Below are 25,900 nucleotides of genomic sequence, written 5' to 3' on the forward strand. Positions count from 1 at the left end.
CAACTCACATTTCCTGTGATCCTCAGGCATGCTATTTTCCAAACCCAATAAAATGGCGGCAATCCTCCGAAATGATAGATTCGGGGGCAGCAGGGAGAAAATTTTATGTCTGGCGAAATGCTTCCTGGCCTTGCGGTCTTGGTTGAGGGCTGGGTCATCAAGAAAGATGCAACGCTGGCTCCTCAGCGCATGACCAGCGACGATATTCAAGATCTGGCCAAGGCGACCGTCGAAACCTTGAAAGAGCGCGCTCTGGGCGATGTGGAAAACGGCTGGGGCAGCTTGCAGACATTAACGGGCGGCTGGGTTGTGCAGCGCGAGCGAGGCAAAGTGCCCACCCCGTTGGGAAAAGAAGATTTTCGGAAATTTGTGATGCTGGCGCTTGAGGGAATGGCTCAGCAGCCTTCAGGCTCAACTGTTTTGAGCGATGATGTCGATGAACTGTCTATTGAAGATGAAGCACCATCCCTAGATGCTTTTCGCTTTGCCAGAGAGCATCTCCAGCGCTGCCTGTGAAAGAAACCTGGCCCCGAAAGAAAAGCTTTCGGGGCCAGTAAGCCCTCAGGCTGTGTACCAGGAAGGCAGCTGGGTTTTGTAAGGTGTATCAAATTCTTCAATCATGTCGTTGAAGACATGGTGGTCGAAGACTTCGATGGATTTTGCAGGTGTCCGGCCCTTGAGGGACCGATGGGCAATCCGGTTCAGTGCACGGTTAAAGATGCCTGGACCCGTTTTGTAGGCAATGAAAAGCCCTTGATGCAGATAGCAGTTCCGATACAGGGACAGCAGGCAGTCCGTCAGGACGTCGCTGTTAGCAACAGATCCAAAAAAGTCATTATGAACGACGTGATTGTGCGTGAGGAAGAAGGCTGAACCTTCCTTGCGCTCTGCCATGAATTGTAGCGCTGCATCGCTCTTGACCCGAATGTCGGCATCCAGCCACCAGCCACCAAGGAGCTGGATGACGTGGACGCGCAGAAAATCAGCCGCCTCAGCTGGGTGTCGGGCACTCAGGAACAGTGTGCGGGCTTCAATCCCGTAATTGTCGTAAAGCCACTCAGCCGCTTCTTCCTTATCGAAGGTTTTGACTTCAAAGCTGGAGATCGCTTTGTGATAGTCAAAATTCTTCTGGATTTCTGCTGGCGGATTTTTGTCCCAATAGAGAAACATCTTCCGCGGAATACGATTATAGATATCGTCGCCCTGCGGAGTTGCTGAAAATACAGAGGGGGAGGCTCTAAGCGCGACTTCCAATGCGACAGAATCAACTTCTTCGCCTGTATGGAACTCGTCGTAAGCATTGCCCATGATGTTCAGGGCATCACGTGGTGGCGTTCCACGCCAGGCGTGGGATGTCCCATCGATATAGTTTGCAAATGGGATGTTCAGGCTGCGCAGCTCAGCGAGTTCATGTTGTGGAACAGGCTGGCCTGCCTTGAGCAGGCAGAGAAGCCGGACCTGCAAAAGGGACTGTGCCAGAGGATACTGCGTCGGAGACTTGGAGTGCAGTTCAAACGCACGGCCGTAATATGTCGCGGCTTCGGCTACGCTGCGGTTTGTATGCAAAATATTGGCAAGCGCAAAAGCATGTTCAACAGTGTCTGCGCCATGCTGTGCAAGATATGCCGCAGCCTGAGGGTCCGGTAGTTCTACTGAAGCGGGCGCCGGTGGCGCTACAGGTTCTTCGGCGGCATTGGAAGGTGGCGTATCTTCTTCTCTCAAGGCTTCCCATTCGGACAGATCCCAAGCCGCGCTGTCTTGGTGTGTCGTTTGATCTTCGGAAGTCATGCCTATTGTCCCGCTTCAGGAAAGTCGTGATCAAGGCTCACCTCAGGCGGCGCCTTTTGTGCCTTTATTGGTAATCGCGATATTGTTGAGGGGCAAGTGCCACAATAAAAAACGGAGCGGCCAAAGACCGCTCCGTTTTCAGGCTCAGTAATCCAGGCGCGTATTAGGCGCGCTTGCCTTCGTGGTCACCATCACGCATCTGGCCAGTCGGTTCCTGCACGTGGGCTTCCAGGAACCACAGGTGCTTGTCCAGACCACGGGAAACCTCGGTGAAAAGGTCGGACGTGTCATCGTCGCCTGCTTCGTCCGTGATCTTGATGGCTTCACGCACGTTGTTTGCAACAGTGGCGTAGCGATCAATCAGAGCGGCAATATGGTCTGCAACCCGGTAGATGTCGGTCGGGTATGGCTTGCAAGATGAATTCTTGGAGACATCCTGCACAGTCCCATATGCCGTGCCGCCGAGCTGTGTTGCACGCTCAGCTGTCGTATCCACAAAATCGTCAATGCTGGTGCGGAAGCCGTCCAGCATTTCGTGGACACCGATGAACTGTGGTCCCTTGAGGTTCCAGTGTGCCTGCTTGGTGATCAGGGCAAGATCAATCAGATCGGCCAGACGGGCGTTAAGCGTTTCGATTGAAACGCTTTTCGTGTTGTCCGCTGTATCGTTCTGCGTGACATGGCGATTGGACTTGGTGGCCATGATAGGTCTCCTGCAAGAGGGTTCGTTATCCGGATAAACGCCGAAACCTCAATTTGGTTTCACAGTGTTTCCGGATCCACAAGATCGAAAAACGGCTGCTGATCTACTGTAAAGTAGCGAGGATATGACGGATCCCGTTCGAAAAGTGGATTGTCACTCCAACGGGCCAGCATGGTCTGGGTTTCATGAAAGAAGCGGGCTTCATGTTCCGGGCGATCATCGCTACCCCGGGACAGGCTTTCATGATGATAGGCCACCACTTCTGCAGAGAAGATGATCCGATAACCCGCATCACGAATTTTCAGGCAAAGATCGACGTCATTATAAGCGACTGTCAGTTCTTTTTCGTCGAAACCACCAATTTCATGAAAGACGTCTGACCGGACCAGCATCGCTGCTGCCGTGACGGCGGTGACTTCATGTGAAAGCATGGTGCGTCCAATGTAACCATATTCCGTCACTGGATCACCACGGTGAACATGAGCGCCTATGCCCGCTGGCCCGACGATCACGCCCGCATGCTGGATCGTATCGTTCGGATAGAGGAGCTTCGCGCCGACTGCTCCGATATCTGGCGCGGCGAGGGCTTCTCCGATGGCAATATGAAGCCAGTTGGAATTTTCAACGAAAACATCGTTGTTCATGAACATCAGATAGTCGGCGCTGGTCTGTTCAACAGCAAGGTTGTTGAGGCGTGAATAGTTAAAGGGTTCCTCAACCGTCAGGACTGACACACGCGGGTGCTTCTGTATCTCGCTGATGAAATCAATCGTTTCATCCTCGACTGACCAGTTGTTGACCAGAATGATATCAAAATTTTTGTATGCGGTTTTATTGAGGAGGGCATCAACACACTGACGCGTGGTTTCAACCTGATCTTTGAACGGAATGATAATGGTGACTTTTGGGGCTTTTTTTGTCAGCCACTCAACGCCATAGAGCGTTAGCCCACGGATTGAAGAGACTTTGGCTTTGATCTTTCGGCGTTTGAGATGGTCATGCACACACCGGACGCCTGCTTCGATGGCATAGGTCTTGTTGGCGACATTAACGGCTGTGGAATTGGGTGTTTTACGCCAGTGATAGAGAACTTCGGGAACGTGATGAATTTCTGAAGGCGACAGGATTTCCGTTGCCCGCAGAACGAAGTCATGGTCCTGCGCGCCATCGTAGTCTGACTTCAGGTGGCCGATTTTACGCATGGTTTCTGCTTCAACCATCGTCAGGTGACAGATGTAGTTGCAGCCCAGAAGATAACGATAATTGAAATCGGGTTTCAGGTTAGGTTCCAGGAAATATCCGGCCTGATCGATCTTGTCTTCGTCCGAATAAAGGAGCTTGGCCCCTGTCTCCAAAGCTGCATGAACCATCACTTCAACGGCGACATCGACCATGAGGTCATCATGGTCAAAAAAGACCACATAGTCGCCTTGAGCAGCATCCATTCCTGCATTTGTTGCACCCGAAATACCTGCATTTTTCGCGAGAGGCACAGCGCGGATGCGCTGGTCTGCTTTGCAAAACCGCTCAATGACGGCAGTCGTCTGTGCACATTTTCCAGCATCATCAACGATGATGAGTTCCCAATTCGAGTAGGTCTGAGACAGGACTGAATTGAGGGCTGCTTCAAAGTCACTTTTCAAGGGCCGATAGGTCGGACAAAGAATGGAAACCAGAGGTTCAGTGCGGGCGCTGCCCTGGAGTTGACGCTGTTTGGCGACGCGCTCTCTCAAAAGAGGGTAATATTTATGTGCCCAGCGATTGTAATCGCCAAGGTTATAGCCGCGTCTCGGAACAAGATCCCTGACTTCCTGGCGCAATTCAGAAAGCTTCCGGTGAAGCCCGTCTATGGTTCCCAGAAGGTCAACGAGACGTGTTTCCAAAGCATCGTCGGCAAGGGACGTGATAAAAGGACTTCCGTTCAGCTCGGTCCGGTCCGGAAGGGTGACAACCTGGAATTTGTGCGGCGCGCTCCCCCGAAGCCGTTGAGGAATGGGAATTTCGAAACCGCAGTTTGGATCGCATCCCAGAATGGCTGCGACATCTCCTCGATATCGGTCTGCTCTGGATTGCGCCATTGGAACACCGTCAACAATGACGGAGATCATGCATCGACCGTGCTGCTCGGCGCCCGGCTTATCAGCACAGAGAATCCAGCCCCGAAGCGCGCCCTGCTTCACGCCGTCAATGTAGCTTTGATATTGAGGTAAAGATTTTTCGGAAAAATGAATGATGGCCGCAGGAGGAACGTCCGGGGTTGACGGATTGGCTAACGGCAGAGCTGTACGATCAGGAAAACGGATGGAAAATTCGTGACGTTTTCCATCCATGAATTTTTCCGGAATGGAAAATTCAAACCCTACCTTTGGTGTGGGCAACTGAAGGGCGGACTGAACGTCTGGTCGCTCTTGATCGCATGCGATCTGCATGACCTCTTGTTGGTCGATCAAAACGTGAAGTAGGACCGATCCCTGCCTACGACTATCTACCGCCCAGCCGCGAGCTGTGCCATTCTCAAACAGATCAAGATGTCCAGTAAATGGGCCAAACGTCGTTGGGAGTGATTGGTTCAACGCCACTGGTTTCCTGCTCCGTTTCTATGCATTCGTAATTTTATCGAAAGACAAAATTAAGGCCTACTTTCTGGCATGTTAAATCAATTGCCGAAACGGGTCTTGGTGATCTGATTTCGCATCGAGCGAAAAAAATGTGTCGCGAGTGACATAAATCTTTCATGCCCTGCCTGGTCCACGCCGGTTGTCCTTCTGGGTTGGGACGGCTAATGCACGGAAGTGGCGGCATCTGCCGTCAGTGTGCACCAGTTATCACAGCCAGAGCCTTTGACGCATGACACTTGCCCCAGCCAGGCAACCCGAAAAGGTTTCCGTTTCCGAACATACGGAAAAGCGGAGTAACGCAGATACCGCATTTCAGGCGGTGGTCGGTGGATGCTCTCTGCTGGTCCTGATTGTCCTCGGTGGCCTTGTTGTGTTGATGGGTGTTGGTGGGCAGGACGCTTTCAAGACATTCGGTCTTGGGTTCGCGTTTCGGGATGTCTGGAATCCAGTTTCCAACGAATATGGTGCTTGGGCTCCTCTGTTTGGTACAATCATCAGCACTTTGATTGGTGTGCTGATTGCAACGCCACTGGCATTCGGAACGGCCTTCTGGCTGACGGCCATCGCTCCTCCAAAAATTTCGGCGATTGTCGGAACGGCTGTTCAGCTTCTAGCTGCAGTGCCGTCCATCATCTTTGGTATGTGGGGCTTCTTTACGATCGTGCCTTTCATGGCGCGGCATGTGCAGCCCTTTATGATGCACCATTTCCGGCATGTTCCCGGCATCAACATGCTGATCCATGGTGCGCCTTTCGGAACCGGCCTGATGACCGCGGGTCTTGTTCTGGCCATGATGATCGCGCCTTTCATGACGGCGGTCATGCGGGATGTTTTCAGCGCCATGCCCGGTATGCTTCGTGAAAGCGCCTACGGGTTGGGAGCAACGCGCTGGGACGTGATGTGGAAGGTCGTCGTGCCCTGGTCCCGGTCGGGCATGATCGGCGCTATTGTTCTGGGTATGGGGCGCGCTCTAGGTGAAACCATGGCCGTGACATTCGTGATCGGAAACGTGACAGCCGTCGGCTGGTCTTTGTTCGCCCCTCGAAGCACCGTGGCCTCTCTCATTGCACTGCAGTTTCCGGAAAGCCCGGCCGGGTCGCTTCGTTTGTCTTCTCTGCTGGCACTGGGTTTCATTCTGATGTTGCTGTCGTTCGCCAGTCTGTCTCTGGCCCGGATGCTGAGAGGGGATAGCAAATGAGCAATATGACCACGCTTTCTCCCGGTTGGGCTCCCAATCCTTGTGGCGCGCGTCGCCGCCGGAAAGATCGTGTCGCGACTATTCTGGGCATGATTGCGGCGGGCATTCTTGTGCTGGTTCTGACGTCCATTCTCTGGACGCTTCTGGCACGCGGTATCGTTGGCCTGTCCGCGGGTGCTCTTTTCAAGCCCATGGGCCCACCAGGTTCTGGAGGTGGGTTGGCAAACGCTATTCTTGGTAGCGTGATTCAGACGGCGATGGCGCTTGCTATGGCCACCCCCCTAGGGCTGGGTTGCGGCATCTATCTGTCCGAGTATGGCTCCAAGCAGAACCGTTTTGCCTCGTGCGTGCGTTTTGTTTCTGATGTGCTGATGTCTGTCCCGTCCATTCTTGTGGGGCTGTTCGTCTATCAGGTTTTGGTGGCGCCGTTTGGTCACTTCTCTGCTTTTGCGGGCTCCGTGGCCCTCGCCATTCTTGCTGTGCCCATCATTGTGCGCACAACGGAAGATATGCTGCGTCTCGTACCGGTCTCGATGCGCGAAGCCGGAGCGGCGCTGGGTGCAACGCGCTGGCGCGTTACCCTTTTTCTCTGTCTGCGTTCGGCTAAAACCGGCGTTTTGACAGGTATTCTTCTGGCTCTGGCCCGTGTGAGTGGCGAGACGGCTCCCCTGCTGTTTACATCACTCGGTAATCAGAACTGGTCCTTCAGCCTGAACCACCCAATGGCCAGCCTACCGGTGACAATCTACCAGTATGCAGGTGCATCTTACGACGACTGGGTACAGCTTGCTTGGGCTGGTGCTCTTCTGGTGACACTGGGTGTTCTGGCCATCAATATTGCCGTTCGTTTTTCGGCCCGGCGCGGATGACTTTACAGGATTTCAAAATGAACGAGACCAAGCCGCAAGTGGCCCTCGCCGTTCGCAATCTGAACTTCTACTACGGGCAGAACCATGCCCTGCACGATATCAGCATCGACTTTCCCGCCCGGAAAGTGACGGCGATGATCGGCCCCAGCGGCTGTGGCAAGTCCACGCTTCTGCGGATCTTCAACCGTATGTACGATCTCTATCCGGGACAGCGTGCAACGGGAGAGGTGATTTTCGACGGCCGCAACATTCTTGAAACCGGGCTGGACCTGAACATCCTGCGCGCGCGGATCGGAATGGTGTTCCAGAAGCCGACACCGTTCCCGATGTCGATCTATGACAACATCGCATTCGGTGTGCGCCTCCATGAGCGCCTGAACAAGGCTGACATGGATGTGCGTGTGCAAGACGTGCTGACACGTGTTGCCCTGTGGAACGAAGTGCGGGATCGCCTGAATGCGCCGGCTGCGGGTCTCTCGGGCGGCCAGCAGCAGAGACTTTGTATCGCACGTTCCATTGCGACCCGCCCTGAAGTTCTGCTGTTGGACGAGCCGACGTCCGCGTTGGATCCTATCTCTACCGCACGTATTGAAGAACTGCTGGACGAGCTCAAGGAAGAGTTCACGATTGCGATCGTGACGCACAACATGCAGCAGGCAGCACGGTGTGCTGATCAGGTTGCGTTTTTCTACATGGGACGGCTGATTGAAGTGGACGCGGCAGACCGCATCTTTACCAATCCAAAGCAGCAGCAGACCCAGGACTACATCACCGGAAGATTTGGATAATCCGCCATGGCTGACAGATCTCATATCGTCAAAAGCTACGAGCAGGAGCTGGGTCAGCTCCGGTCCATGATGTCCCAGATGGGTGGCATCGTAGAAAATCAGGTCGCGTTGGCGCTTTCGGCCATCGCAGACCGGAATGAGGAAGCTGCCGATGCCGCAGCCCGTCAGGATCCGGACGTAGATGAGCTGGAGCGGGAAGTTGAAAGTCTCGCCATTCGCCTCCTGGCCCTGCGAAGCCCGATGGCCAGCGATCTGCGTGAGATCGTTGCGGCGCTGAAAATCACCGGCGATCTGGAGCGTATCGGCGATTATGCCTCGTCCATCGCGCGTCGGTCCCTCCGCATTCGCGGCGCTGACGGGCAGATTTCGCTCTCAGGTCTGCGGAGCATGGGGCGTCTGGTGCAGGACAATCTGCGCCGGTCTATTGATGCGATCACGCAGCAGGATTCCAACCGGGCCATGGAAGTCTGGCACGCCGACCGCGCGGTCGATGAGTACTACACCGCGTTGTTCCGTGAACTCGTAACGTACATGATGGAAGATCCACGAAACATCCGTGCCTGCACGGAGCTTCTGTTCATTGCAAAGAACCTTGAACGGATCGGTGATCACGCCACCAATATCGCTGAGCGCGTGTTCTACGCGGTGACCGGAGACAACCTGCCAGCCGTTCGTCCGCGCGGTGCTCCAGCGACTGCCGATACTTCAGAACAGCCAGACCGGTGAGCGGAAGCACCCAAATCAGGGCAAAAGGCCTTATCCTCGTTGTCGAGGACGATCCCGCTTTGCTCCTGATGATGCGATATAACCTCGAGCAACGGGGTTATCGTGTCGAATCTGCGGCCGACGCTGAGACCGCACTTCAGTTCCTCGAAACGGCGCGTCCAGACGCTGCTGTTCTGGACTGGATGCTCCCGGGAATGTCGGGGCTTGACCTGTGCAGGCGTATTCGCAGCAACCCGATCCTGCGCGATCTTCCGGTTCTGCTGCTGACAGCGCGGTCAGGCGAACAGGATGCGATCCGCGGGCTGGATACAGGCGCGGATGACTACCTGATCAAACCCTGTAGCGTTGATACTCTGGATGCCCGCCTGCGTGCTCTGCTGCGGCGACACCAGTCTTCTTACGACGTGCTGTCTTTCGCAGATATTACGCTAGATCCTGAAACCCACCGGATTGAACGGGCAGGCCGTCTGCTGTCACTTGGGCCAACGGAATATCGTCTTCTGGATCTGCTGATCCGGAATCCCCGCAAGGTTTTCTCCCGGGAAGATCTTCTGCGGCGGATCTGGGGACAGAATATCCATGTGGAAATTCGCACGATCGACGTGCATATCCGCCGGCTTCGCAAGGCAATCAATGGCCCGAACGAGCCGGATCTGGTGCGCACTGTCAGGGCTGCGGGTTATGCTCTGGATGATGGTCCTGTCACGGATGGACTTTGACGGGTGAGGGCTGAAAGCCTGGCAGCCGTCTCTCATGAAGGTCTGCCTTTCTGGGCAGGTCTTGTTCTTGTGGGAGCCGCGGTTGCCGGGTGGGGATGTGCATTTCTGGCATTCCGGCGACCGGCTTTACCGCTGCCGGTAGTGACGGAACATTCAGCCCTGCCACCCGCAGTACCAACGTCAGAGACTGCGCTCCCTATCGAGATTTTCCCTGGCAGTGTTCTTCTGCTGGACCGTCTGGGGGCAGTTCTTCAGGCGAACGAAGAAGCACTCACACAGTTTGGCGATAGTGTGGGCGCCATTCTCCGTCACCCCGCCGCGCGTTCAGCTCTCTCGGCCGCATTGCGCGTTGCTTCTGACAGCGCAGATGACCTGCCTTCAATGTGTTCGACAACGTTTACGCTGGACGTTCCTGTCCCGCGTACGCTTCACCTGTCACTCAGACGAATTCCTGCCCAGCATGACCGGCATACACGCGTGCTTGTCATGCTATCGGATCGGAGTGAAGCACAGGTCCTGGACAGGATGCGGATCGATTTCGTAGCCCATGCCAGTCATGAGCTTCGCACGCCTCTGGCCTCTCTGAGTGGCTTCATTGATGCCCTGCGCACCGGTGGAAGCAGCATGAATGAAGGGACGCGGCAACAGTTTCTCGATATCATGGCCCAGCAGTCTGCTCGGCTGAAACGCCTGATTGATCGGCTGCTGTATCTGTCGCGCGTGCAGGCTCACGAACATCAGCGTCCCCGTGATCTGGTGGAAGTCGCGGATCTGATGGCCATTGTGCTTGGCGAAGTGGCGCCCCGGTTTGATGAGCCGGGATGTTCTCTGAATCTTGCCATTGAGGATGACCTGACAATCCGGGCCGATGAGGATGAGATGGTTCAGGTGCTTCTGAACCTGATCGAAAACGCCTTGCGCTATGGCCGTGAAGAGGGGCGGCCGTTTGCTGTGACGCTGTTCGCCCGACGGGCCCCTGAACGGGATGACCGCTGGCCTGAAGAAGGGGGCGTCCTGCTTGGAGTGGAAGATAATGGTCGCGGCATGGAAGCGCATCATCTCCCGCGGCTGACAGAACGATTTTATCGGGTGGTGGACAAGGTTGAGCCTGCCAAGCAGGGAACGGGCCTCGGCTTGTCTATCGTTCGGCATATTCTTGACCGACACGGAGGACGACTCAGGGTTGCGAGTGCCCCGGGGCGCGGTACGACGTGTCTGGTGTGGCTTCCGCCTGTTGGCGCATTGCCAGCCGAGAATTCCTGATTTCAACCTGAGCCCATAAAAAAGCGCCCCGCTAAGGAGCACTTTTTTTGTCGTCGTAACTCAGTGGGCTTTTCGGGTGCGCGCCAGAAGGAGCCATCCACCTACGAGGATAAGGCCGATGAGCGGGATGGCGCCAATGGTGATTGTTCCATCCGGATAATCGAAAGCCATCATCAGAAGAACGAATGCCAGAAACCCCAGTGTTGCCCAGTTGGTATAGGGGGCACCAGGCATGGCAAATGTTGTTGGAGCGATTTCGCCGCGATTAATGGCTGATCGCAGGCGAAGCTGGCACAGCAGGATGAAACCCCACGTGCTGATGATTCCGATGGCCGAGAAGTTCAGAACCACTTCAAACACACGGGACGGGATCAGATAGTTCAGGCCAACGCCCACCAGATAAACAGAAAGCGTTGTCAGAATGCCCATGTAAGGCACGGAGCTCTTGTTCATCTTGGAGAGCATCTGAGGGCCAGATCCCCCAAGGGACAGAGCACGCAGGACGCGGCCTGTGGAGTATAAGCCTGAGTTGAGGCTGGACAGAGCCGCAGTCAGGACAACGATATTCATGATCGTGCCAACACCCGGAATTCCAAGTGCCTGAAAGAACGTCACGAACGGGCTGACGCCAGCATGGTAAGCTGTCCATGGTAGCAGGCAGACGAGCAGGACAACCGAGCCAACATAGAAGAGACCGATACGCCAGATGACGCTGTTCACAGCGCGAGGCAGAATTTCACGTGCATCGTGGCATTCGCCAGCGGCAGTGCCAATCAGTTCAATGGCCGAGTAGGCAAATACGACACCTTGCAGCAGCAGAAAGACTGGCATGATTCCATGCGGGAACAGGCCACCGTTCTCTGTGATCAAATGAAGGCCTGTGGTGTGCCCGGCCACCGGCATCCGGCTGCCGAGAATAAGCGTTCCGGCGATGAGGAATGCGGCAAGGGCCACAACTTTGATGAGCGAAAACCAGAACTCCATCTCACCGAAATAGCGGACGCCGATCATGTTCATCGTGCCAACGATGCTGAGAGCGCCAAGAGCAAAAACCCACTGGGGGACGTCCACGAAAACGGCCCAGTAGTGCATGTAAAGGGCGACGGCGGTGATATCGACGATACCCGTCATGGCCCAGTTGAGGAATGAGAGCCAGCCCGCGGCATAAGCGGCTTTTTCGCCAAGGAATTCGCGGGCATAGGTCACGAAGCTACCGCTGGTCGGGCGGTACATGACCAGTTCTCCGAGCGCACGGAGAATCAAGAAAGAGAAAACGCCACAAACGGCATAGATCAGCGCAAGGGAAGGACCGGCAACCTGAAGGCGGGAGCCAGCACCAAGGAACAGTCCGGTTCCGATGGCGCCACCGATGGCGATCATCTGAACGTGTCGACGACCAAGATCCTTGTGATACCCTTCCTCGCTGATGACATCTTCCGATGGTGGAGTGTGATCGTGAGCAGGGCTGGTCGTCATCTGCGCATCCTGAGGGCCGGGGTCGGCGTGGTGAATCAATGTCTAGACGTGGGTCACCTACACTTCGTGCGTGGCAGGTATGTCCAATCTGCATGGGAACATACGGCAAAGTCTGCCCATTGCCAACGAGCATTGAGTTTCCTTACGGAAATTAAGACTTTTGAGACATTTAATGTCCGGGGGGGACCGCCATGCAGGCCATTCCCTGGGCCGTCAGGCTGCTACAGGCACTGGCCGCGCCAGCCCGACTGATGCCAGCAAGACGGGCTCTATAGAAGCGTGTCCCGTGCGACAGAGTAGGCTGGACCTGAATTTGTGAAGCCTGAAGCGGAGAGAACGCAGACTGGCGGGCCATATTCGCTGCAAACCGGGCTTGCCCGGGATTCGCGAAGGCTCCGACCTGGATACCCCAGTCTCCGTAAGATCCAGGGGCGCGATAGCTCACGGCCGTGGGTGTTAGGCTTGCAGAGGAATGGGATGTTCGAGGTGGTGTGGGAATAACCGGCGCGGGCGGCAAAAGCGTGCTAGCCACGGTCGATTGTTCGACCGTGGCGGCCGGGGCTTCAAGTTGATGGTTGGGGGCCGATACCGGGGTGCAGGCCATGCTCGGGTCATAGGCCGCATCTGGGTCACAGGGGCCGAGAGGGGGAAGGTCCGGCGGCATCGTATCTGACGGTACGGAAGTAATGTGCCGTCTGGACCAGGCTTTCTGGACGCTCTGTTGTGTTGAACCGTACTGCCCTGAAGGCTGCGCCATGGCCAGTTGGGTGCTGGTATCAGGCGCTTCTGCGACCTCCATGGGAGATGCGTTCAGTTGCTGTGACGACGCATAGGCTGCCAGTGGACCTGTCATGGCGATCTGTGTGCCGAGATGCGGCGTGATACTTGCGATGTAATTGACAGTTTCGTTGGGGAGTGCGCGTCCTTGGTAGAGGTAATCCTCAAGGCGTTGCGGTCCAGCATTGTAAGCCACCAGAAATGCGGGAGCTCCATATTTGCGAGACAGTATTTTGATATATCCGGTTCCCGCCATGATGTTGTCATGCGGTTCATACGGATCAGAACCTAGCCCGAACCGGCCCTGCATCTCAGCATAGGTCTGTGGCATGAGCTGCATCAGGCCCATGGCTCCGGCGCTGGACGTGATGGGTTGGCCATTCAGATACTGGTGTCCCCCCGATTCCTGATGAATGACCGCTCTGATCCAGGCTTCGGGAATCGAGAAGCGACTGGCAGCCTGCTGAATGTATGGCCCCCAGGGATCACTGGCTGTGCCGGGGGCTTTGTAAGCGCCGTTTGCTGCATAATATCGATTGTAGGGCGAGGGTTGGGAGGCGCATCCGGCGAGAAGGATTCCCGTCAGGCAAAAGCTTCCAGCATACAGGACAAGGGGCCTTTTCCGACGCGTCATAAACCCAATGTTAATCTTTTGCTCAGATGATGCGGTCTGTCCGAAAGAGAAGGCAGACAGGCAGTGACGACGGAGACTCCGGAACTTGAGATCCCGGCGAAAGCTGGCGGAAAACGCAGGATTATCCTGATCGCAGCAGCGCTCTGTGCCATGCTGGCTGGAGGCGGCGTATTCGCCTGGCGGCATTTCCAACATCCTGCGTCCCGTCTCGTAAAAGCGGCGTCCCAGCCGATATCCCTGACACTCATTACCATCCCGACGCTGGTGTCCAACCTCGATACCGGAGATGGCAGGGCGCGTTATGTTCGGATCAGTGCGCGCCTTCAGGTTGAAGACAGCAAAGATACGGCAAAAATCGGGCCGCTCATGCCTCAGATACAGGATGCCTTCCAGACCTGCCTGCATGGGATGCGCCCGGACGAGCTAACCGGAGCGGGAATTTATCGTCTGCGGGAAACCATGCTGGCGCAGATTTCCAATATTCTTGCTCCCTTGTCCGTGCATGATCTCTTTTTCGTGGAAGTGCTGGTGCAGTGATGCCAGACGCACAGAAGGCGACGTCGGAAGGTGATGCAAACGATGCGCCGATGCCACGTTTTGCCCTTTCAATGGATGATCTTGGTTTTTCAGAGGATGACGGTGCGGACCGGATTCTGAATCAGGACGAGATTGATAGTCTCTTCGGTAGCGACGCCCACGTGAGCGGTGGCGGCGAAGGGAGTGGTCTGGAAAAGCTGCTGAGCACGTCGTTCGTCTCTTACGAGCGGCTCCCTATGCTTGAAGTGGTTTTTGACCGCCTCGTCCGGATTCTCACGACCAGCCTACGGAACTTCACTAGCGATAACGTTGAAGTCTCCATGGATCGCCTGGCTTCCCAGAGGTTTGGAGATTATCTGGAGAATGTTTCCGGGCAGTCCATGTTCGCCGTCTTCAAAGCGGAGGAATGGGACAATTACGGGATTCTCGTTCTTAGCTCGTCCCTTGTTTACAGTGTCATTGATGCATTGCTGGGAGGGCGTGATCGTGTTCGTCCTCATGGCGATGGGGAGAGGCGCGCAGAAGGTCGACACCATACGGCGATCGAGCGCGCGCTGGTTGAGCCTCTGATCCGTGTGATCCTTTCGGATCTCTCCAAGAGTTTCAGCCCTTTATGTGCTGTGAATTTTCGTTTTGAACGGCTGGAGTTGAATTCCCGCTTTGCGACTATTTCCCGGGCGGCAAATGGCGTCGTTTTGGCGCGATTTGGCATCGATATGGATGGGCGCGGTGGAGATGTGGATCTCATTTTGCCGCATGCAACGCTGGAGCCTGTTCGGGAAATCCTGTTGCAACAGTTCATGGGTGAAAAATTTGGCCATGACGGCATCTGGGAAAGTCATCTTGCTCAGGAGCTCTGGAATACGGACGTCACGCTCGACGCTGTCCTGGAAGAGCAGAGCATGAATCTTCAGGACATCATGTCCCTCTCGCCGGGCGAGATGCTGGTGCTGCGCCGTGATCCAACGGCTCTCGTTCAACTGCGCTGCGGCGGGAAAACGATCTTTCGGGGGCGGGTTGGCAAAAAGCAGGGTCATGTCGCGGTTCGTATTGAAGAAAATCTTATTGGCGGAGGGGCCGGTGATCGCCCTTCTGCGTACAGCTGAAAAGGCGGAGCAGTTTCCATGGACAGGTTCCAGATCGTACTTGAAGTTGCTCTGTCAGCCCTGCTGCTGATTACGATTTTCTACAGCCTTTATCTTGGCCGAGCGCTATCGGTCATCCGTCGAAACCGGGGAGAGCTGGATGCTCTGATTGCGAGTTTGCAAAGCAGTAGTCAGCAGGCTCAGTCTGGTATCGACCATCTGCGTCAGACAACTGAAATGGTTGGACGGTCGCTGGGTAAAACGGTGGAGAGCGGAAAGAGTCTCAAGCGTGAACTGACGATGCTGTGTGAACGATCAGAAGCAGTTGCTCAGGTCTTGGAAAAAACAGCTTCAATCGGTCGTCCCGCCAACCCGGAGCCTCTCAGGGAGGCAGACGCGCCGGATATGGAGGGCCCTCGTTTTTCTGGCCGTCTCAGGACAGATGAAGGACGATGGGGGTCACCCAGCACATTGAAAACGCCATCCGGTAAGACTGCAGCCGAGCGCGAGCTGCTGCGTGCCCTTCGTCAGAAGCAGGTGTAACGCTCATGCTCTTTCGCTTGCTGCACATTGCCTGTGGTTTGATGATTATTCTGCTGGGTGTGAAGGTTTACGATCTAGTTGGGTATGTCGATGCCTCAACGGATTCATCGTTGATGTCGTCTGCCATGGCGCAGCCGGCCGCGACGCAAGTTGTCCCTAAAGCTGCTGCTGACGAGGCTGCGAGCAAACGCGCCGATGCAGAGGACGGGAAGCCTGCTCAACAGAAGGCCCCCTCCTCGGACCTTTGCAAGTCAGGGGGCTGCCAAGGCGCATTGTCTCCGACAGGCACGGTGGACGCTATAACTCCTGACCCGACACTGAAAGCAGAGCTGGCTGCACGGCAGCAGGAACTGGATCGCAAGGCTGTGGCGTTGGAAGATCGGCAGCGACTGGTGGATGCAGCAGAAGAAGAGCTGCAACGTCGGATGACCGCACTCCAGACATCCCGTTCGCAGTTTGAAGAGACAGCACGACATTCGGACGAGCTTCTGAACCAGGATGCGGAAAGACTGGTCAGGATTTATGAGGCGATGAAGCCTGTCGATGCGGCCGCTATTTTCAATATTCTTGATCTGCGGGTTGGCGTGGGTCTTTTGAACCGTATGAGCCCGCGGAAGGCTTCAGCGATCATGGAAGCCATGTCTCCACAAAGAGCCATTCTGGCGACGCAGCTTCTTGCCAATGCTCATGCGCATCCAGGTATGCATATCGGGGATAACGGGTGATGTTGGCGCGGGGCTGGCTCTTCGCTCTGGCCATGCTGCTGCTCTCACAAAACGCAGTAGCTTTGCCGCCCGCCGCAAGTGCGCTTCTTCCCTCAGGGTGGTCATTCCTGAACGATCCATCTCCTCTTCTATCCGGTCAGGAAAAGGCTGGAGCGTCGGTCGGGCGTACAGATCTCAGTGCCCGGCCTGTCAGGCAGGCGAATGAAGGTGTTGTCCCATCCGCAACTGGATTGTGGTTGCCTCTCGGGGAAATGACGCCCGTTGCCGCATTTCAAAATGGTCGACGTCTCCTGATCGTTGCTGCCGGTCGCCATGTCATCGACACCGCAGGGCTAACGAATGTTGCTCCATTCGAAGGTGTATCTGCTCGTATTATGGCGGATGTGACAGCTGTCAGCATCCTGTGTCCTGAAGGATCTAGTCCATTAATCAGACCCGTCGGGCATGGATGGACGGTGTCTTTCGGAAGTCAATCAACCGCATCCCCAGATGTTATGTTGTTAGGGCAAGATGAGGGTGCCCTGACCTTCACGCCGCCTCGGGAGGACGGAGCTCTATTTGTTGTCACGTTTCGGGATCCGGATTCGGGCCGGCGGCTGCTGCTCGGTCTCTCACGGTCCGGTTCTGTCTCAGGTGATTTGATCCGGCGGGGAGCAGGCTTTGAGGTGCGTCCTAGTCTGATGGGGCTGGTCATCGCCGCAGATGCCGATGCAATCGAGTTCAGGCAAAATGGAAAGCAGTTCTTTCTTGATAGAGTTGGCCCCACCGATACTCCGCTGCTTGCTGGAGGAAAAGTTGCTGCTTATGGGGCTTCGGATGCCGGAGTAGCGTTGGCTGGTAGTCCCCCGGAAGATTTGCGGGAGAGTGTGCGTCGCGCTCAAATTGCGGCGGCCATGGCATCAGCGGGCCAGCGTTTTGATGCGCGGATCCGGCTGGCACAGGCAGCGGCAAGGCTAGCTAATGGTGCGTTGGTTTCACAGGTTCTGCAGGTAGCACTGGAAGATCAGCCTGAAGGGAGCACCCGCAAAGATGTACGAAGGCTGAGGCAAATTTCGGCTGTGCTGAATGGTCGTGCTGATCCGTCTCTGTTGTCAGAAGAAGAAGGGGTAACGCCGGAGGATCAGTTTTGGCGAGGAATGGTACGCGCGCAGCTCCCCATTACGGGAGAAGGACTTGATGTCGATGTACAGCGCACCCGCACGGCCAAGTTGATTGCTGCGGGACTACCTTCTGTATCGGGATATTCTCAGCCTTTGCGGCATCGTCTGTTGCCGGTGGCTGCAGAGTGGGTTGCGCGGTATGGCACAGCAAAAGATCGGGGCGTTCTCTTATCCCTTCCCTCGGTACCGGAAACCGTTCTTGCACGTGCTTTAACGGCCGCTGAGACTGATGCGCTGGATGCAAGAGGGGAGCTTGAGACGCTCGCTCATGATCCTTCTCCTATGGTTTGGCCGGTTGCCAGCGAAGCTGCTCTTCGCTTCGATCTTGAAAAAGATGCATCACCCGCGAAAGCAATTGGTGAACGTGTGGATGGTCTTATGCCTGCCTTTAGAATGGCCGGAAGGGAGCGTGAGGCACGACTGCTGAGTATTGATGCGTTCATCAAAGGGAAAGAATGGCGCGCCGCTCAACAGGGCGTGCAAGACGGGCAGGCTGTTTATGGGAAAGCTGGTTTTCCCGGTCATGACAGATTGCTCGTTATTGCCCGTGGGTTCGCAGAACAGAAAGACATTGAAGCAAAGAGTGCTCTTGCTGAGGTCGAACTGTTGAAAGCAGCAATGACAATGGAGCCGAATGACCCGACATTACAGGCTTATTTTCTGAAGGCTCTGGAGCGTCGATATGCGGTGCTAGGCCTCCCGGACGCTCAACGGACGGTATTGCGTGGTCTTCTTCAGAACCAGCAAGGACCTGAACATCAGGATACTATGGTGAAGCTGGTTCGTCTGGATCTTGATGCGAACGACCTGAGCGCTGCACTCCATGATTTACCGGCAGAAAACCCCGCCGATGTATCTGTGCTGCCGGGAGGTCAGCCAGAAGCGTTAGAGGTATCAATGCTTCGTGCTGAAGTCGCGCGTGAGCAACATGATTTGCCTAGGGCTGCGCGCTACCTCATAGGCCGGACAGAGACACAGGCATTGAAAATGCGTGCGCAGTTGATGGAGCAGGCGAAGGACTGGGTTGGCGCAGTTTCTGCTCTAAAACCTGTCATCGATGCAGCCTGGACAGGGCGTAAAGAGGCTTCAGCTCTGTCGCCGGATCTGGAAGCGCTGGTTCTGGAGCTGGCTGGCGATGCTTCAAGGGCCCATGATGATACCACGCTCGCTACCCTAAAAGGGCATTATGGTTCTCTCATGGAGCGTTCGGCGTCTGCAGGGGTTTTTAAGCTTCTGGTTGGTGAAAGCTCGGCCAAGTTTCCTGCCGGTGGATAAGGCCCTTAGGTGCTATGCGCCTTGAGAAAGGTCTGTATGCCGTAGGCGATGAACTGGACCAGGTTTTCGCCTTCTTTGGGCGGCTTGCAATGCGTGAGGTGCGCCAGGAGCGGGCCACCCAGGGTCATACTGAAAAGCAGATCTGCCGCTTCTTCAACGTTCTCGATATGGAGATGGCCGGCCTCGGCCTGTTTGGTCAGCCACTGCTGAACGGGGAGGGCCCGTCCGGAAAGATGAAACAGGTCTGTCACGATTTGTCGTACGGCAGGATTTCGCGTGGTTTCCGTGATGATGGACTTCAGAAGGCCAAGGCGCTCTTCATTTAGGAGTTGCTCCGCGAGGAGCGTCATCATCATCTGGAGCTGTTGGGGAAGAGGGTCTGTTTCAACCGGGGTATACGGAAGCGGAGCGAAAAGCCGCTCTATGATAAGGGTTTCGAAAAGAGATTTTTTAGACTCGAAAAACTGGTAGAGCGTCTTTTTGGACATTCCGGAGCATGCGGCAATGCTGTCCATGGACGCTGCATGATACCCATGAGTCGTGAGCATTGAACTTGCAGCATTCAGGATCCGCGTCTTGCGCTCTACGTCATCCACTGAACCGTTATGATCGCAGCACCGCAGCTTGCGGGTATCGGGTAGGGCGGAAGTGGGACTGTTCAAGATCAACTCCGGGATTATTCGTACCGGCCGAATTGACGTTCATCAAAGAAACCGGCTAGTTTCCGGAACAACTGGAAACTGCGTGGTTTCTGTATCACAGGATAGCGGCTGTATCATGCCTTCTTTTCAGAAAACATTTTGGATGTCGTCCGCGACTGTCGTCTTGGAGAAAGGTCAGATGCGCCGTCAGGCCAAAACAATGATCCCTTTGCTGGCAGCCGTGCCTTTCTTGGTTGCTGGCTGTCAGAAAAAAGCCGCCGCTCCGCAATTGCCGCCGCAGCCTGTTGGCGTCATGACGCTGCAAACCCAGCCGGTTACGCTGGAGACGTCTCTTCCCGGCCGAACGGATGCCTATGAACAGGCGCAGATCCGTCCGCAGGTGAATGGTGTGATTGTCTCGCGTGACTTTGAGCAGGGTGCGGACGTCAAAAAAGGGCAGCAGCTGTTCCAGGTTTATATTGCGCCGTATCAGGCCGCTTATGACCAGGCCAAGGCGCAGCTCATGAATGCTCAGGCCGTTGCCACGCGCGCGGCTGGTCAGCTTCGCCGTTATGCGCCGCTGGTCAAGGCGCATGCTGTCAGTTCACAGGACTATGACAACACGCTTGCAACGGCCCGCGAAGCTGAAGCGCAGGTTGCTCAGGCGAAAGCCAATCTAGAAGCCGCCGAAGTCAACCTGAATTATACTCATGTCCGCGCCCCGATTGATGGCCGTATCGGCCGTACGCTTTATACGCCGGGTGCGCTGCTCACGGCAGGGCAGACACAGCCGATCGCAGTGGTGACACGGCTTGATCCGATTTATGTGGACGTCAATCTGGCGGCCTCTGACATGCTGCGTCTCAAGCATGAACTGGCAACGGGGCAGGTTGAGCGTAAAGGCGATGATGCCGCTGCCGTGGGTCTGAAGCTGGAAGATGATTCAGATTATCCCCAGCGCGGCAAGCTCCAGCTCTCGGAAGTCACGGTCGATCCTGCAACGGGAACGCTTGTCATGCGAGCTGTTTTCCCGAACCCGGATCATCTGCTTCTGCCGGGAATGTTTGTGCATGCCCATATCCGCGAAGGTATCGACCCGAACGGCATTCTGGTGCCGCAAGTGGCCGTGCAGCGTGACTCGAAGGGCAATCCTTTCGTGATGACCGTTGATGCCGAAAACAAGGTGCAGCAGCGCCCGATCCAGACGACCCGGACGATTGGAAAGGACTGGCTGGTGACGGGCGGCGTCAAGGCTGGTGACAAGATCATCGTGAACGGTCTGCAGAAGGTTCAGCCGGGTGCGAAGGTCGCACCTCAGGAAGTTCCCGCGGGAAAGGCTGAGTAACAGCACATGACGCTCTCACGCTTTTTCATTGATCGGCCGATCTTTGCATGGGTGATCGGGCTGATCATCATGCTGGTTGGTGGCGTTGCCATCACCCGCATGCCGATTGCCCAGTATCCCAGCATCGCACCGCCGCAGATCGCCATTTCTGTCATGTATCCGGGTGCTTCGGCGGAAACCGTGAATAACACGGTTGTCCGTCCGATTTTGCAGCAGATGTATGGTCTGGATCATCTCGAATATCTGTCTGCCTCGTCCTACGCGAGCGGACAGATGGAAATCGATCTGACCTTCGAGCAGGGGACCAATCCTGACATTGCTCAGGTTCAGGTTCAGAACAAGCTCCAGCTGGCGCAGCCGCGTCTGCCGTCTGAAGTGACAGCTCAGGGTTTGGGTGTCACGAAGGCGACCAAGAACTTCATGATGGTTCTGGCCTTTATTTCCGAAGACGGAAGCATGTCCGGTCAGGACATTGCCGATTATGTGGCGTCCAATATCTCTGATCCGCTGTCGCGTGTATCAGGTGTGGGCGATCACACACTGTTTGGCTCAGAATATGCGATGCGTATCTGGCTTGATCCGTCCCGGCTGTATAATTACGGCCTGACGGTCGGCGATGTGCAGTCCGCCATTCAGGCACAGAATATTCAGGTTTCGTCCGGTGAGTTGGGCGGTTTGCCCGCTAAAAAAGGCATCGGATTTGACGCAACGGTTATTGGTCCGACGCGTCTGAGTTCGCCTGAAGAATTTAACAAGATTCTGCTCAAGGTTCAGCAGGATGGCAGCCAGGTTCGCCTGAGCGATGTGGCCCGTGTCGAGCTTGGAGCACAGAGTTACGCTCTCGGTTCCGTCTATAACGGTCATCCTGCATCTGCGATGGCTCTGAAGCTGGCGCCGGGCGCCAATCAGCTTCAGACGGAAGCTGCAGTCCGTAGCCGAATGACAGATCTGCAGCGCTATTTCCCGCATGGTCTGAAGCTGGTTTACCCGCTTGATACGGAGCCGTTCATTACGCTCTCTATCAAGGAAGTTATCGAGACGCTGGTTATCGCCATCATTCTCGTGTTCTTCGTGATGCTGATCTTCCTTCAGAACTTCCGTGCCACGCTGATCCCGACGATTGCTGTCCCGGTTGTTCTTCTGGGCACGTTCGGGCTGCTGTCCGTGATGGGATACAGCATCAACACGCTGACCATGCTGGCTATGGTTCTGGCTGTCGGTCTGCTCGTGGACGATGCGATCGTCGTTGTTGAAAACGTCGAGCGTGTGATGACGGATCAGGGCCTGTCTCCCAAGGAAGCTGCTCGCCAGTCCATGGATGAGATTTCCGGTGCCCTGATTGGCATCGTGCTGGTTCTGACGGCTGTGTTCCTGCCGATGGCCGCCTTCGGTGGTTCTACCGGTGTGATTTATCGCCAGTTCTCCATCACCATTGTTGCCGCCATGTGGTTGTCTGTTCTGGTGGCTATGGTCATGACGCCGGCGCTCTGTGGGTCCATGCTGAAGCCTACCCATAAGGGCCATGAGCGTGGTCCAGCCGCTTGGTTCAATCGCAATTTTGACCGCCTGACCAATGGTTATCTGAGCGGTGTGAAGTGGCTGATCCGCGCGCCTGTTGTCAGTATGGTCGTCTTCCTGCTGCTGACCGCCGGTGTGGTGTTCCTGTTCAATCGCGTGCCTGGCGGGTTCCTGCCTGACGAAGATCAGGGAATCATCTTCGGTCAGGTCACGATGCGGAATAACGCAACGCAGGAGCAGACCGCTGCCGTCAACAAGAAGATCACGGATTACGTCCTGAAAAATTATGGGGACTACGTTCAGTCAGTCTTCACGATGAACGGCTTCAGTTTTGCCGGGCAGGGTCAGTCTGCGGGTGCATTCTTTATTCGAATGAAGCCGTGGGATCAGCGCCCTGGTGCTGCCCATACGACGATGACTGTGTCTCGTGAAATCATGATGCACTTCTGGATGGATCCGGACGCGCAGATCTTCGCAGTCAACCCCCCAGCCGTGATGGAACTGGGTAACGCTACCGGTTTCGATCTGGAGCTTGAGGACACAGGCCATCTGGGCCACGCAGCACTGCTGGCTGCGCGGAATCAGGTGCTGATGGAAGCAGCTAAAAATCCGCTTCTTCAGGCTGTTCGTCCGCTCGGCATGGAAGATGCGCCGCAGTTCAAGCTGGACATCAACCGTGAACGTGCGAATGCACTTGGTCTGACCAACGCTGACATCAACACGACGCTGGAAGGTGCTCTTGGCTCCATTTACGTCAACCAGTTCATGCGTGATGACCGTGTGAAGCAGGTCTATATTCAGGGTGAACCCTGGGCGCGTATGACGCCGGAAGATCTGAACCGCTGGTACGTCCGCAATACGACGGGCACGATGGTTCCGTTCAATGCCTTTGCTTCCGGTACGTGGGAAAGCGGCCCGCAGAAGGTCGAAGACTACAACGGCATGAATTCCTACGAGATTCAGGGGCAGCCCGCCGTTGGGTCCAGTTCCGGTCAGGCTATGAGCGAGATGGAAAAAATCCTCGCCAAGCTGCCACGTGGCATTGGGTATGAGTGGACGGGTCTGTCCTACGAACAGCTTGCATCCAGTGGTTCAACGGGGCCGCTTTATGCTCTGGCCGCTATCGTGATCATGTTCTGTCTTGCCGCGCTTTATGAAAGCTGGGCCATTCCGTTTGCTGTGCTGCTGGTGCTACCACTTGGTGTGCTCGGAGCGATTGCTGCAACGCTGGGCCGTGGCCTTTCCAACGACGTTTACTTCCAGGTTGGTCTGCTGACGACAGTTGGTCTGTCTGTGAAGAACGCGATCCTGATTGTGGAATTTGCTAAGGCTTTCTTTGAAGAAGGGCAGTCTCTGGAAGAGTCCGTGATTGAAGCCGGGCGTGAACGTCTGAGGCCAATTCTCATGACGTCCATTGCGTTCGTCTGCGGTGTGTTCCCGCTTGCGATCGCAACGGGGGCAGGCTCTGCCGCACGTGTGGCCATCGGCACCTGCGTGGTTGGCGGCATGCTGTCTGCAACCTTGCTTGCGATTTACTTCGTGCCGGTCTTCTTCGTGGTGGTGCTGCGTCTGTTCCGTGTGGTCCGGATCCGGGACCGGAAGGACGCCTATGCCCATCTGGATAATAAGGCGACACCTGCCATTGAAGGGGAGCACGGCGCATGAAGGCCCGTCTTGGATTTGCCGCGCTGCTGATGCTTTCCGGCTGCAACATGGCTCCCAGATATCATCAGCCGACGCAGGCTGTGCAGAATGCTTACCCGCAGGATACAGGCGCTAAGAACGTCTCTTCGGTGGCCAAATCCTATAATCTGGGATGGGAAGATTTCTTCACGGACCCTCGTCTGAAAGCTCTGGTCCAATTGGGGCTCAGGAATAACCGGGATTTAGCCGCTCAGGCAGCGGCTATCACGGTGGCTCGTGGGCAATATGAAATTCAGAACGCATCCCTGTTCCCGATCATCACGGCCGGCGGGCAGGGCATGTTCATGGCGCCGTCAAGCACGGCAGGCTTCTCTTTTGCGCCAGGGCTTGGGACCAGCGTTTCGACCCTGCGGCTTTATCAGACGTCCATCGGCTTCTCGTCTTACGAGGTGGATCTCTGGGGTCGTATTCGCAACCTGACGAAGCAGCAGGCCGAGACGGTTCTGAACAGTGTTGAGGGCGCCCGAAACGTTCTGATTACGACGGTCTCGCAGATTGGCACGACCTACATTCAGTGGCTTGCGGATCGTGAACAGCTTCGCGTTACACGCGACACCCTGAAGTCCCAGCGGGATACGCTGCGTCTGACGCAGCTTTCCTACGACAATGGCGAGACAGATGCCCTGACGCTTGCGCAGGTCAAGACGCAGGTCGAACAGGCTTCGGCGTATGAGGCGCAGTATTTGCGTGCCGTAGCGGATGACGAGCATGGTCTTCAGGTTCTGGTGGGTGTGCCGTTGCCGGCCGATCTGCCGCCGCCAGCACCATTTGGTGCTCAGACGATGATCAGTGATCTGCCGGAAGGGTTGCCGTCGGATCTTCTGGCCCAACGCCCTGATATTGTCGCGGCGGAGCACACTCTGATTGGTGCCAATGCAAGTATTGGTGCGGCGCGCGCAGAGTTTTTCCCGAAGGTCACGCTGACGGCGTCTGAAGGGACAAGCTCTCTTCAGTTCCGCAAGCTGTTTACGCCGGGTGCCGAGACATGGTCGGTCTCGCCGTCCATCAGTCTGCCAATTTTCACCTGGGGGCAGAGTGAGGGAAATCTGCTGATGGCGAAGGGGCAGAAGCTTCAGTATGCCGCGCAGTATGAGAAAACTGTGCAGACAGCTTTCCGGGAAGTGTCCGACGCGCTTACGGCACGTGAGACCTACACGGCGCAGCAGCAGCATATGCAGTCGCTCGTTGACCAGTCACAGAAGGCCTATGATCTGGCAAAGATGCGATATGATGCAGGGATCGACAGCTATCTGACGACGCTTGAGCAGCAGAGAACGCTTTATCAGGCTCAGCAGAATGCCATTCTGGTTCAGGCTGCCCGATTCCAGAATCTTGTCACGCTTTACCGTGCGCTTGGCGGTGGGTGGAGCCAGAAGACGGTTTCGCCTACAGTGCCTGCCGCAACGCACTGACCGGAGAGCATCATGCGCAGGATCCTGACTACTACTTTGGCCGTTCTAGCCCTGACGGGCACGGCTGTCGCGCAGGATGCCGATGGTGACGGGCCCAAGAAGCCGAGCATGCACGAGCTGTATCATAGCTCTTCGCTGCCCCGGAGCCATGCTGACTTCAGTCGCTTCAAGTATCGCCCACCAGGGGACAAGGTGGTTGAACAGCCGGATGCGTTTCGGCTGCTTTTCCGCACCCGTGACGGCCAGCCGGATGGTTATGCCGAACGTCGTGGCGATGCCGTGATCTACTATGATCGCTATGGCAAAGTGACGCATGTTCAGCCGCTCGCGCCGGACGATGAAACGCCGAACTGACCTGTTTCTTTGACGACTGTTTTTAGAAAGCCCCGCCCTGTT

The 25,900-nt window shown here is 55.9% G+C and carries 22 protein-coding genes; 16 read left to right on the forward strand and 6 right to left on the reverse strand.

All coding sequences use genetic code 11. The annotated features are described in order from the left end of the window. The first annotated feature begins 105 nt into the window (after positions 1-105). Complete coding sequence (locus tag GCE01_RS06285; RefSeq protein WP_099211732.1) at positions 106-516, forward strand: hypothetical protein; 411 nt, start codon at positions 106-108, stop codon at positions 514-516. A 45-nt stretch (positions 517-561) separates the two neighbouring features. On the opposite strand, the gene GCE01_RS06290 is transcribed toward GCE01_RS06285, so the two are convergent. From GCE01_RS06290 to GCE01_RS06300, 3 genes are all read right to left on the reverse strand, one after another. Continuing rightward, positions 562-1,788, reverse strand: a complete 1,227-nt coding sequence (locus GCE01_RS06290) for a glycosyltransferase family 32 protein (RefSeq protein WP_174694798.1) — start codon at positions 1,786-1,788, stop codon at positions 562-564. A gap of 163 nt (positions 1,789-1,951) precedes the next feature. Next, positions 1,952-2,491: a DNA starvation/stationary phase protection protein Dps gene (gene dps / locus GCE01_RS06295; RefSeq protein WP_046900719.1), complete on the reverse strand. Its 540-nt coding sequence runs from the start codon at positions 2,489-2,491 to the stop codon at positions 1,952-1,954. Between the two features lie 59 nt (positions 2,492-2,550). Continuing rightward, entirely contained in the window at positions 2,551-5,070 is a 2,520-nt protein-coding gene (locus GCE01_RS06300; RefSeq protein WP_099211734.1) for a glycosyltransferase family 2 protein, read from the reverse strand. Between the two features lie 268 nt (positions 5,071-5,338). On the opposite strand from GCE01_RS06300, the gene pstC reads away from it, so the two are divergent. From pstC to GCE01_RS06330, 6 genes are read left to right on the forward strand one after another with little or no spacing between them, the layout of a single operon-like run. Next, complete coding sequence (pstC, locus tag GCE01_RS06305) at positions 5,339-6,307, forward strand: phosphate ABC transporter permease subunit PstC (RefSeq protein WP_046900721.1); 969 nt, start codon at positions 5,339-5,341, stop codon at positions 6,305-6,307. Then, positions 6,304-7,176 carry a phosphate ABC transporter permease PstA gene (gene pstA, locus GCE01_RS06310; RefSeq protein ID WP_086633433.1) on the forward strand — a complete coding sequence of 291 codons (873 nt, stop codon included), beginning with the start codon at positions 6,304-6,306 and terminating at the stop codon, positions 7,174-7,176. Before pstC ends, pstA begins: the two co-directional genes overlap by 4 nt. A 17-nt stretch (positions 7,177-7,193) precedes the next feature. Then, positions 7,194-7,964 (forward strand): phosphate ABC transporter ATP-binding protein PstB, encoded by a 771-nt coding sequence (gene pstB / locus GCE01_RS06315; RefSeq protein WP_283092261.1) that lies wholly within the window; start codon positions 7,194-7,196, stop codon positions 7,962-7,964. 6 nt (positions 7,965-7,970) lie between these two features. Further along, positions 7,971-8,690: a phosphate signaling complex protein PhoU gene (gene phoU, locus GCE01_RS06320; RefSeq protein WP_086633432.1), complete on the forward strand. Its 720-nt coding sequence runs from the start codon at positions 7,971-7,973 to the stop codon at positions 8,688-8,690. Continuing rightward, positions 8,687-9,409, forward strand: coding sequence for a response regulator (locus tag GCE01_RS06325; RefSeq protein WP_046900725.1), 723 nt, complete (start codon positions 8,687-8,689; stop codon positions 9,407-9,409). Before phoU ends, GCE01_RS06325 begins: the two co-directional genes overlap by 4 nt. Before the next feature lie 3 nt (positions 9,410-9,412). Further along, positions 9,413-10,672 (forward strand): sensor histidine kinase, encoded by a 1,260-nt coding sequence (locus GCE01_RS06330; RefSeq protein WP_099211736.1) that lies wholly within the window; start codon positions 9,413-9,415, stop codon positions 10,670-10,672. A gap of 60 nt (positions 10,673-10,732) precedes the next feature. Here GCE01_RS06330 and GCE01_RS06335 read toward each other — a convergent pair whose 3' ends face one another. Together GCE01_RS06335 and GCE01_RS06340 are read right to left on the reverse strand one after the other, a co-directional pair. After that, the gene (locus tag GCE01_RS06335; RefSeq protein ID WP_086633430.1) at positions 10,733-12,148 is read right to left on the reverse strand and encodes an amino acid permease; all 1,416 of its coding nucleotides are present in this window, start codon (positions 12,146-12,148) and stop codon (positions 10,733-10,735) included. A 169-nt stretch (positions 12,149-12,317) separates the two neighbouring features. Further along, positions 12,318-13,559, reverse strand: a complete 1,242-nt coding sequence (locus tag GCE01_RS06340) for a lytic transglycosylase domain-containing protein (RefSeq protein ID WP_099211738.1) — start codon at positions 13,557-13,559, stop codon at positions 12,318-12,320. Positions 13,560-13,622: 63 nt separating this feature from the next. Here GCE01_RS06340 and GCE01_RS06345 point away from each other — a divergent pair, with 63 nt between their 5' ends. From GCE01_RS06345 to GCE01_RS06365, 5 genes are read left to right on the forward strand one after another with little or no spacing between them, the layout of a single operon-like run. Continuing rightward, positions 13,623-14,096: a flagellar basal body-associated FliL family protein gene (locus GCE01_RS06345; protein ID WP_099211740.1), complete on the forward strand. Its 474-nt coding sequence runs from the start codon at positions 13,623-13,625 to the stop codon at positions 14,094-14,096. After that, complete coding sequence (gene fliM / locus GCE01_RS06350) at positions 14,096-15,202, forward strand: flagellar motor switch protein FliM (RefSeq protein WP_099211742.1); 1,107 nt, start codon at positions 14,096-14,098, stop codon at positions 15,200-15,202. Before GCE01_RS06345 ends, fliM begins: the two co-directional genes overlap by 1 nt. An 18-nt stretch (positions 15,203-15,220) precedes the next feature. Continuing rightward, positions 15,221-15,724 carry a DUF6468 domain-containing protein gene (locus GCE01_RS06355; protein ID WP_099211744.1) on the forward strand — a complete coding sequence of 168 codons (504 nt, stop codon included), beginning with the start codon at positions 15,221-15,223 and terminating at the stop codon, positions 15,722-15,724. A 5-nt stretch (positions 15,725-15,729) separates the two neighbouring features. Further along, positions 15,730-16,449, forward strand: a complete 720-nt coding sequence (locus tag GCE01_RS06360) for a MotE family protein (protein WP_099211746.1) — start codon at positions 15,730-15,732, stop codon at positions 16,447-16,449. Continuing rightward, positions 16,449-18,884, forward strand: a complete 2,436-nt coding sequence (locus GCE01_RS06365; RefSeq protein ID WP_099211748.1) for a hypothetical protein — start codon at positions 16,449-16,451, stop codon at positions 18,882-18,884. Before GCE01_RS06360 ends, GCE01_RS06365 begins: the two co-directional genes overlap by 1 nt. A gap of 5 nt (positions 18,885-18,889) precedes the next feature. On the opposite strand, the gene GCE01_RS06370 is transcribed toward GCE01_RS06365, so the two are convergent. Next, positions 18,890-19,546, reverse strand: coding sequence for a TetR/AcrR family transcriptional regulator (locus GCE01_RS06370; protein ID WP_232309175.1), 657 nt, complete (start codon positions 19,544-19,546; stop codon positions 18,890-18,892). Between the two features lie 115 nt (positions 19,547-19,661). Between GCE01_RS06370 and GCE01_RS06375 the strand changes: the two genes are divergently transcribed. Genes GCE01_RS06375 through GCE01_RS06390 form a run of 4 tightly spaced genes read left to right on the forward strand, consistent with a single transcriptional unit; the run spans position 19,662 to position 25,858 of the window. Then, complete coding sequence (locus tag GCE01_RS06375; protein WP_099211750.1) at positions 19,662-20,870, forward strand: efflux RND transporter periplasmic adaptor subunit; 1,209 nt, start codon at positions 19,662-19,664, stop codon at positions 20,868-20,870. 6 nt (positions 20,871-20,876) lie between these two features. Next, entirely contained in the window at positions 20,877-24,053 is a 3,177-nt protein-coding gene (locus GCE01_RS06380) for an efflux RND transporter permease subunit (RefSeq protein WP_099211752.1), read from the forward strand. Next, entirely contained in the window at positions 24,050-25,504 is a 1,455-nt protein-coding gene (locus GCE01_RS06385; RefSeq protein WP_099211755.1) for an efflux transporter outer membrane subunit, read from the forward strand. The genes GCE01_RS06380 and GCE01_RS06385 overlap by 4 nt, the downstream gene beginning before the upstream one ends. A gap of 12 nt (positions 25,505-25,516) precedes the next feature. Next, positions 25,517-25,858: a hypothetical protein gene (locus tag GCE01_RS06390; protein ID WP_046900735.1), complete on the forward strand. Its 342-nt coding sequence runs from the start codon at positions 25,517-25,519 to the stop codon at positions 25,856-25,858. Positions 25,859-25,900 lie beyond the last annotated feature (42 nt).

The sequence above is a fragment of the Gluconobacter cerinus genome (genome assembly GCF_002723935.1).
GTDB lineage: Bacteria > Pseudomonadota > Alphaproteobacteria > Acetobacterales > Acetobacteraceae > Gluconobacter > Gluconobacter cerinus.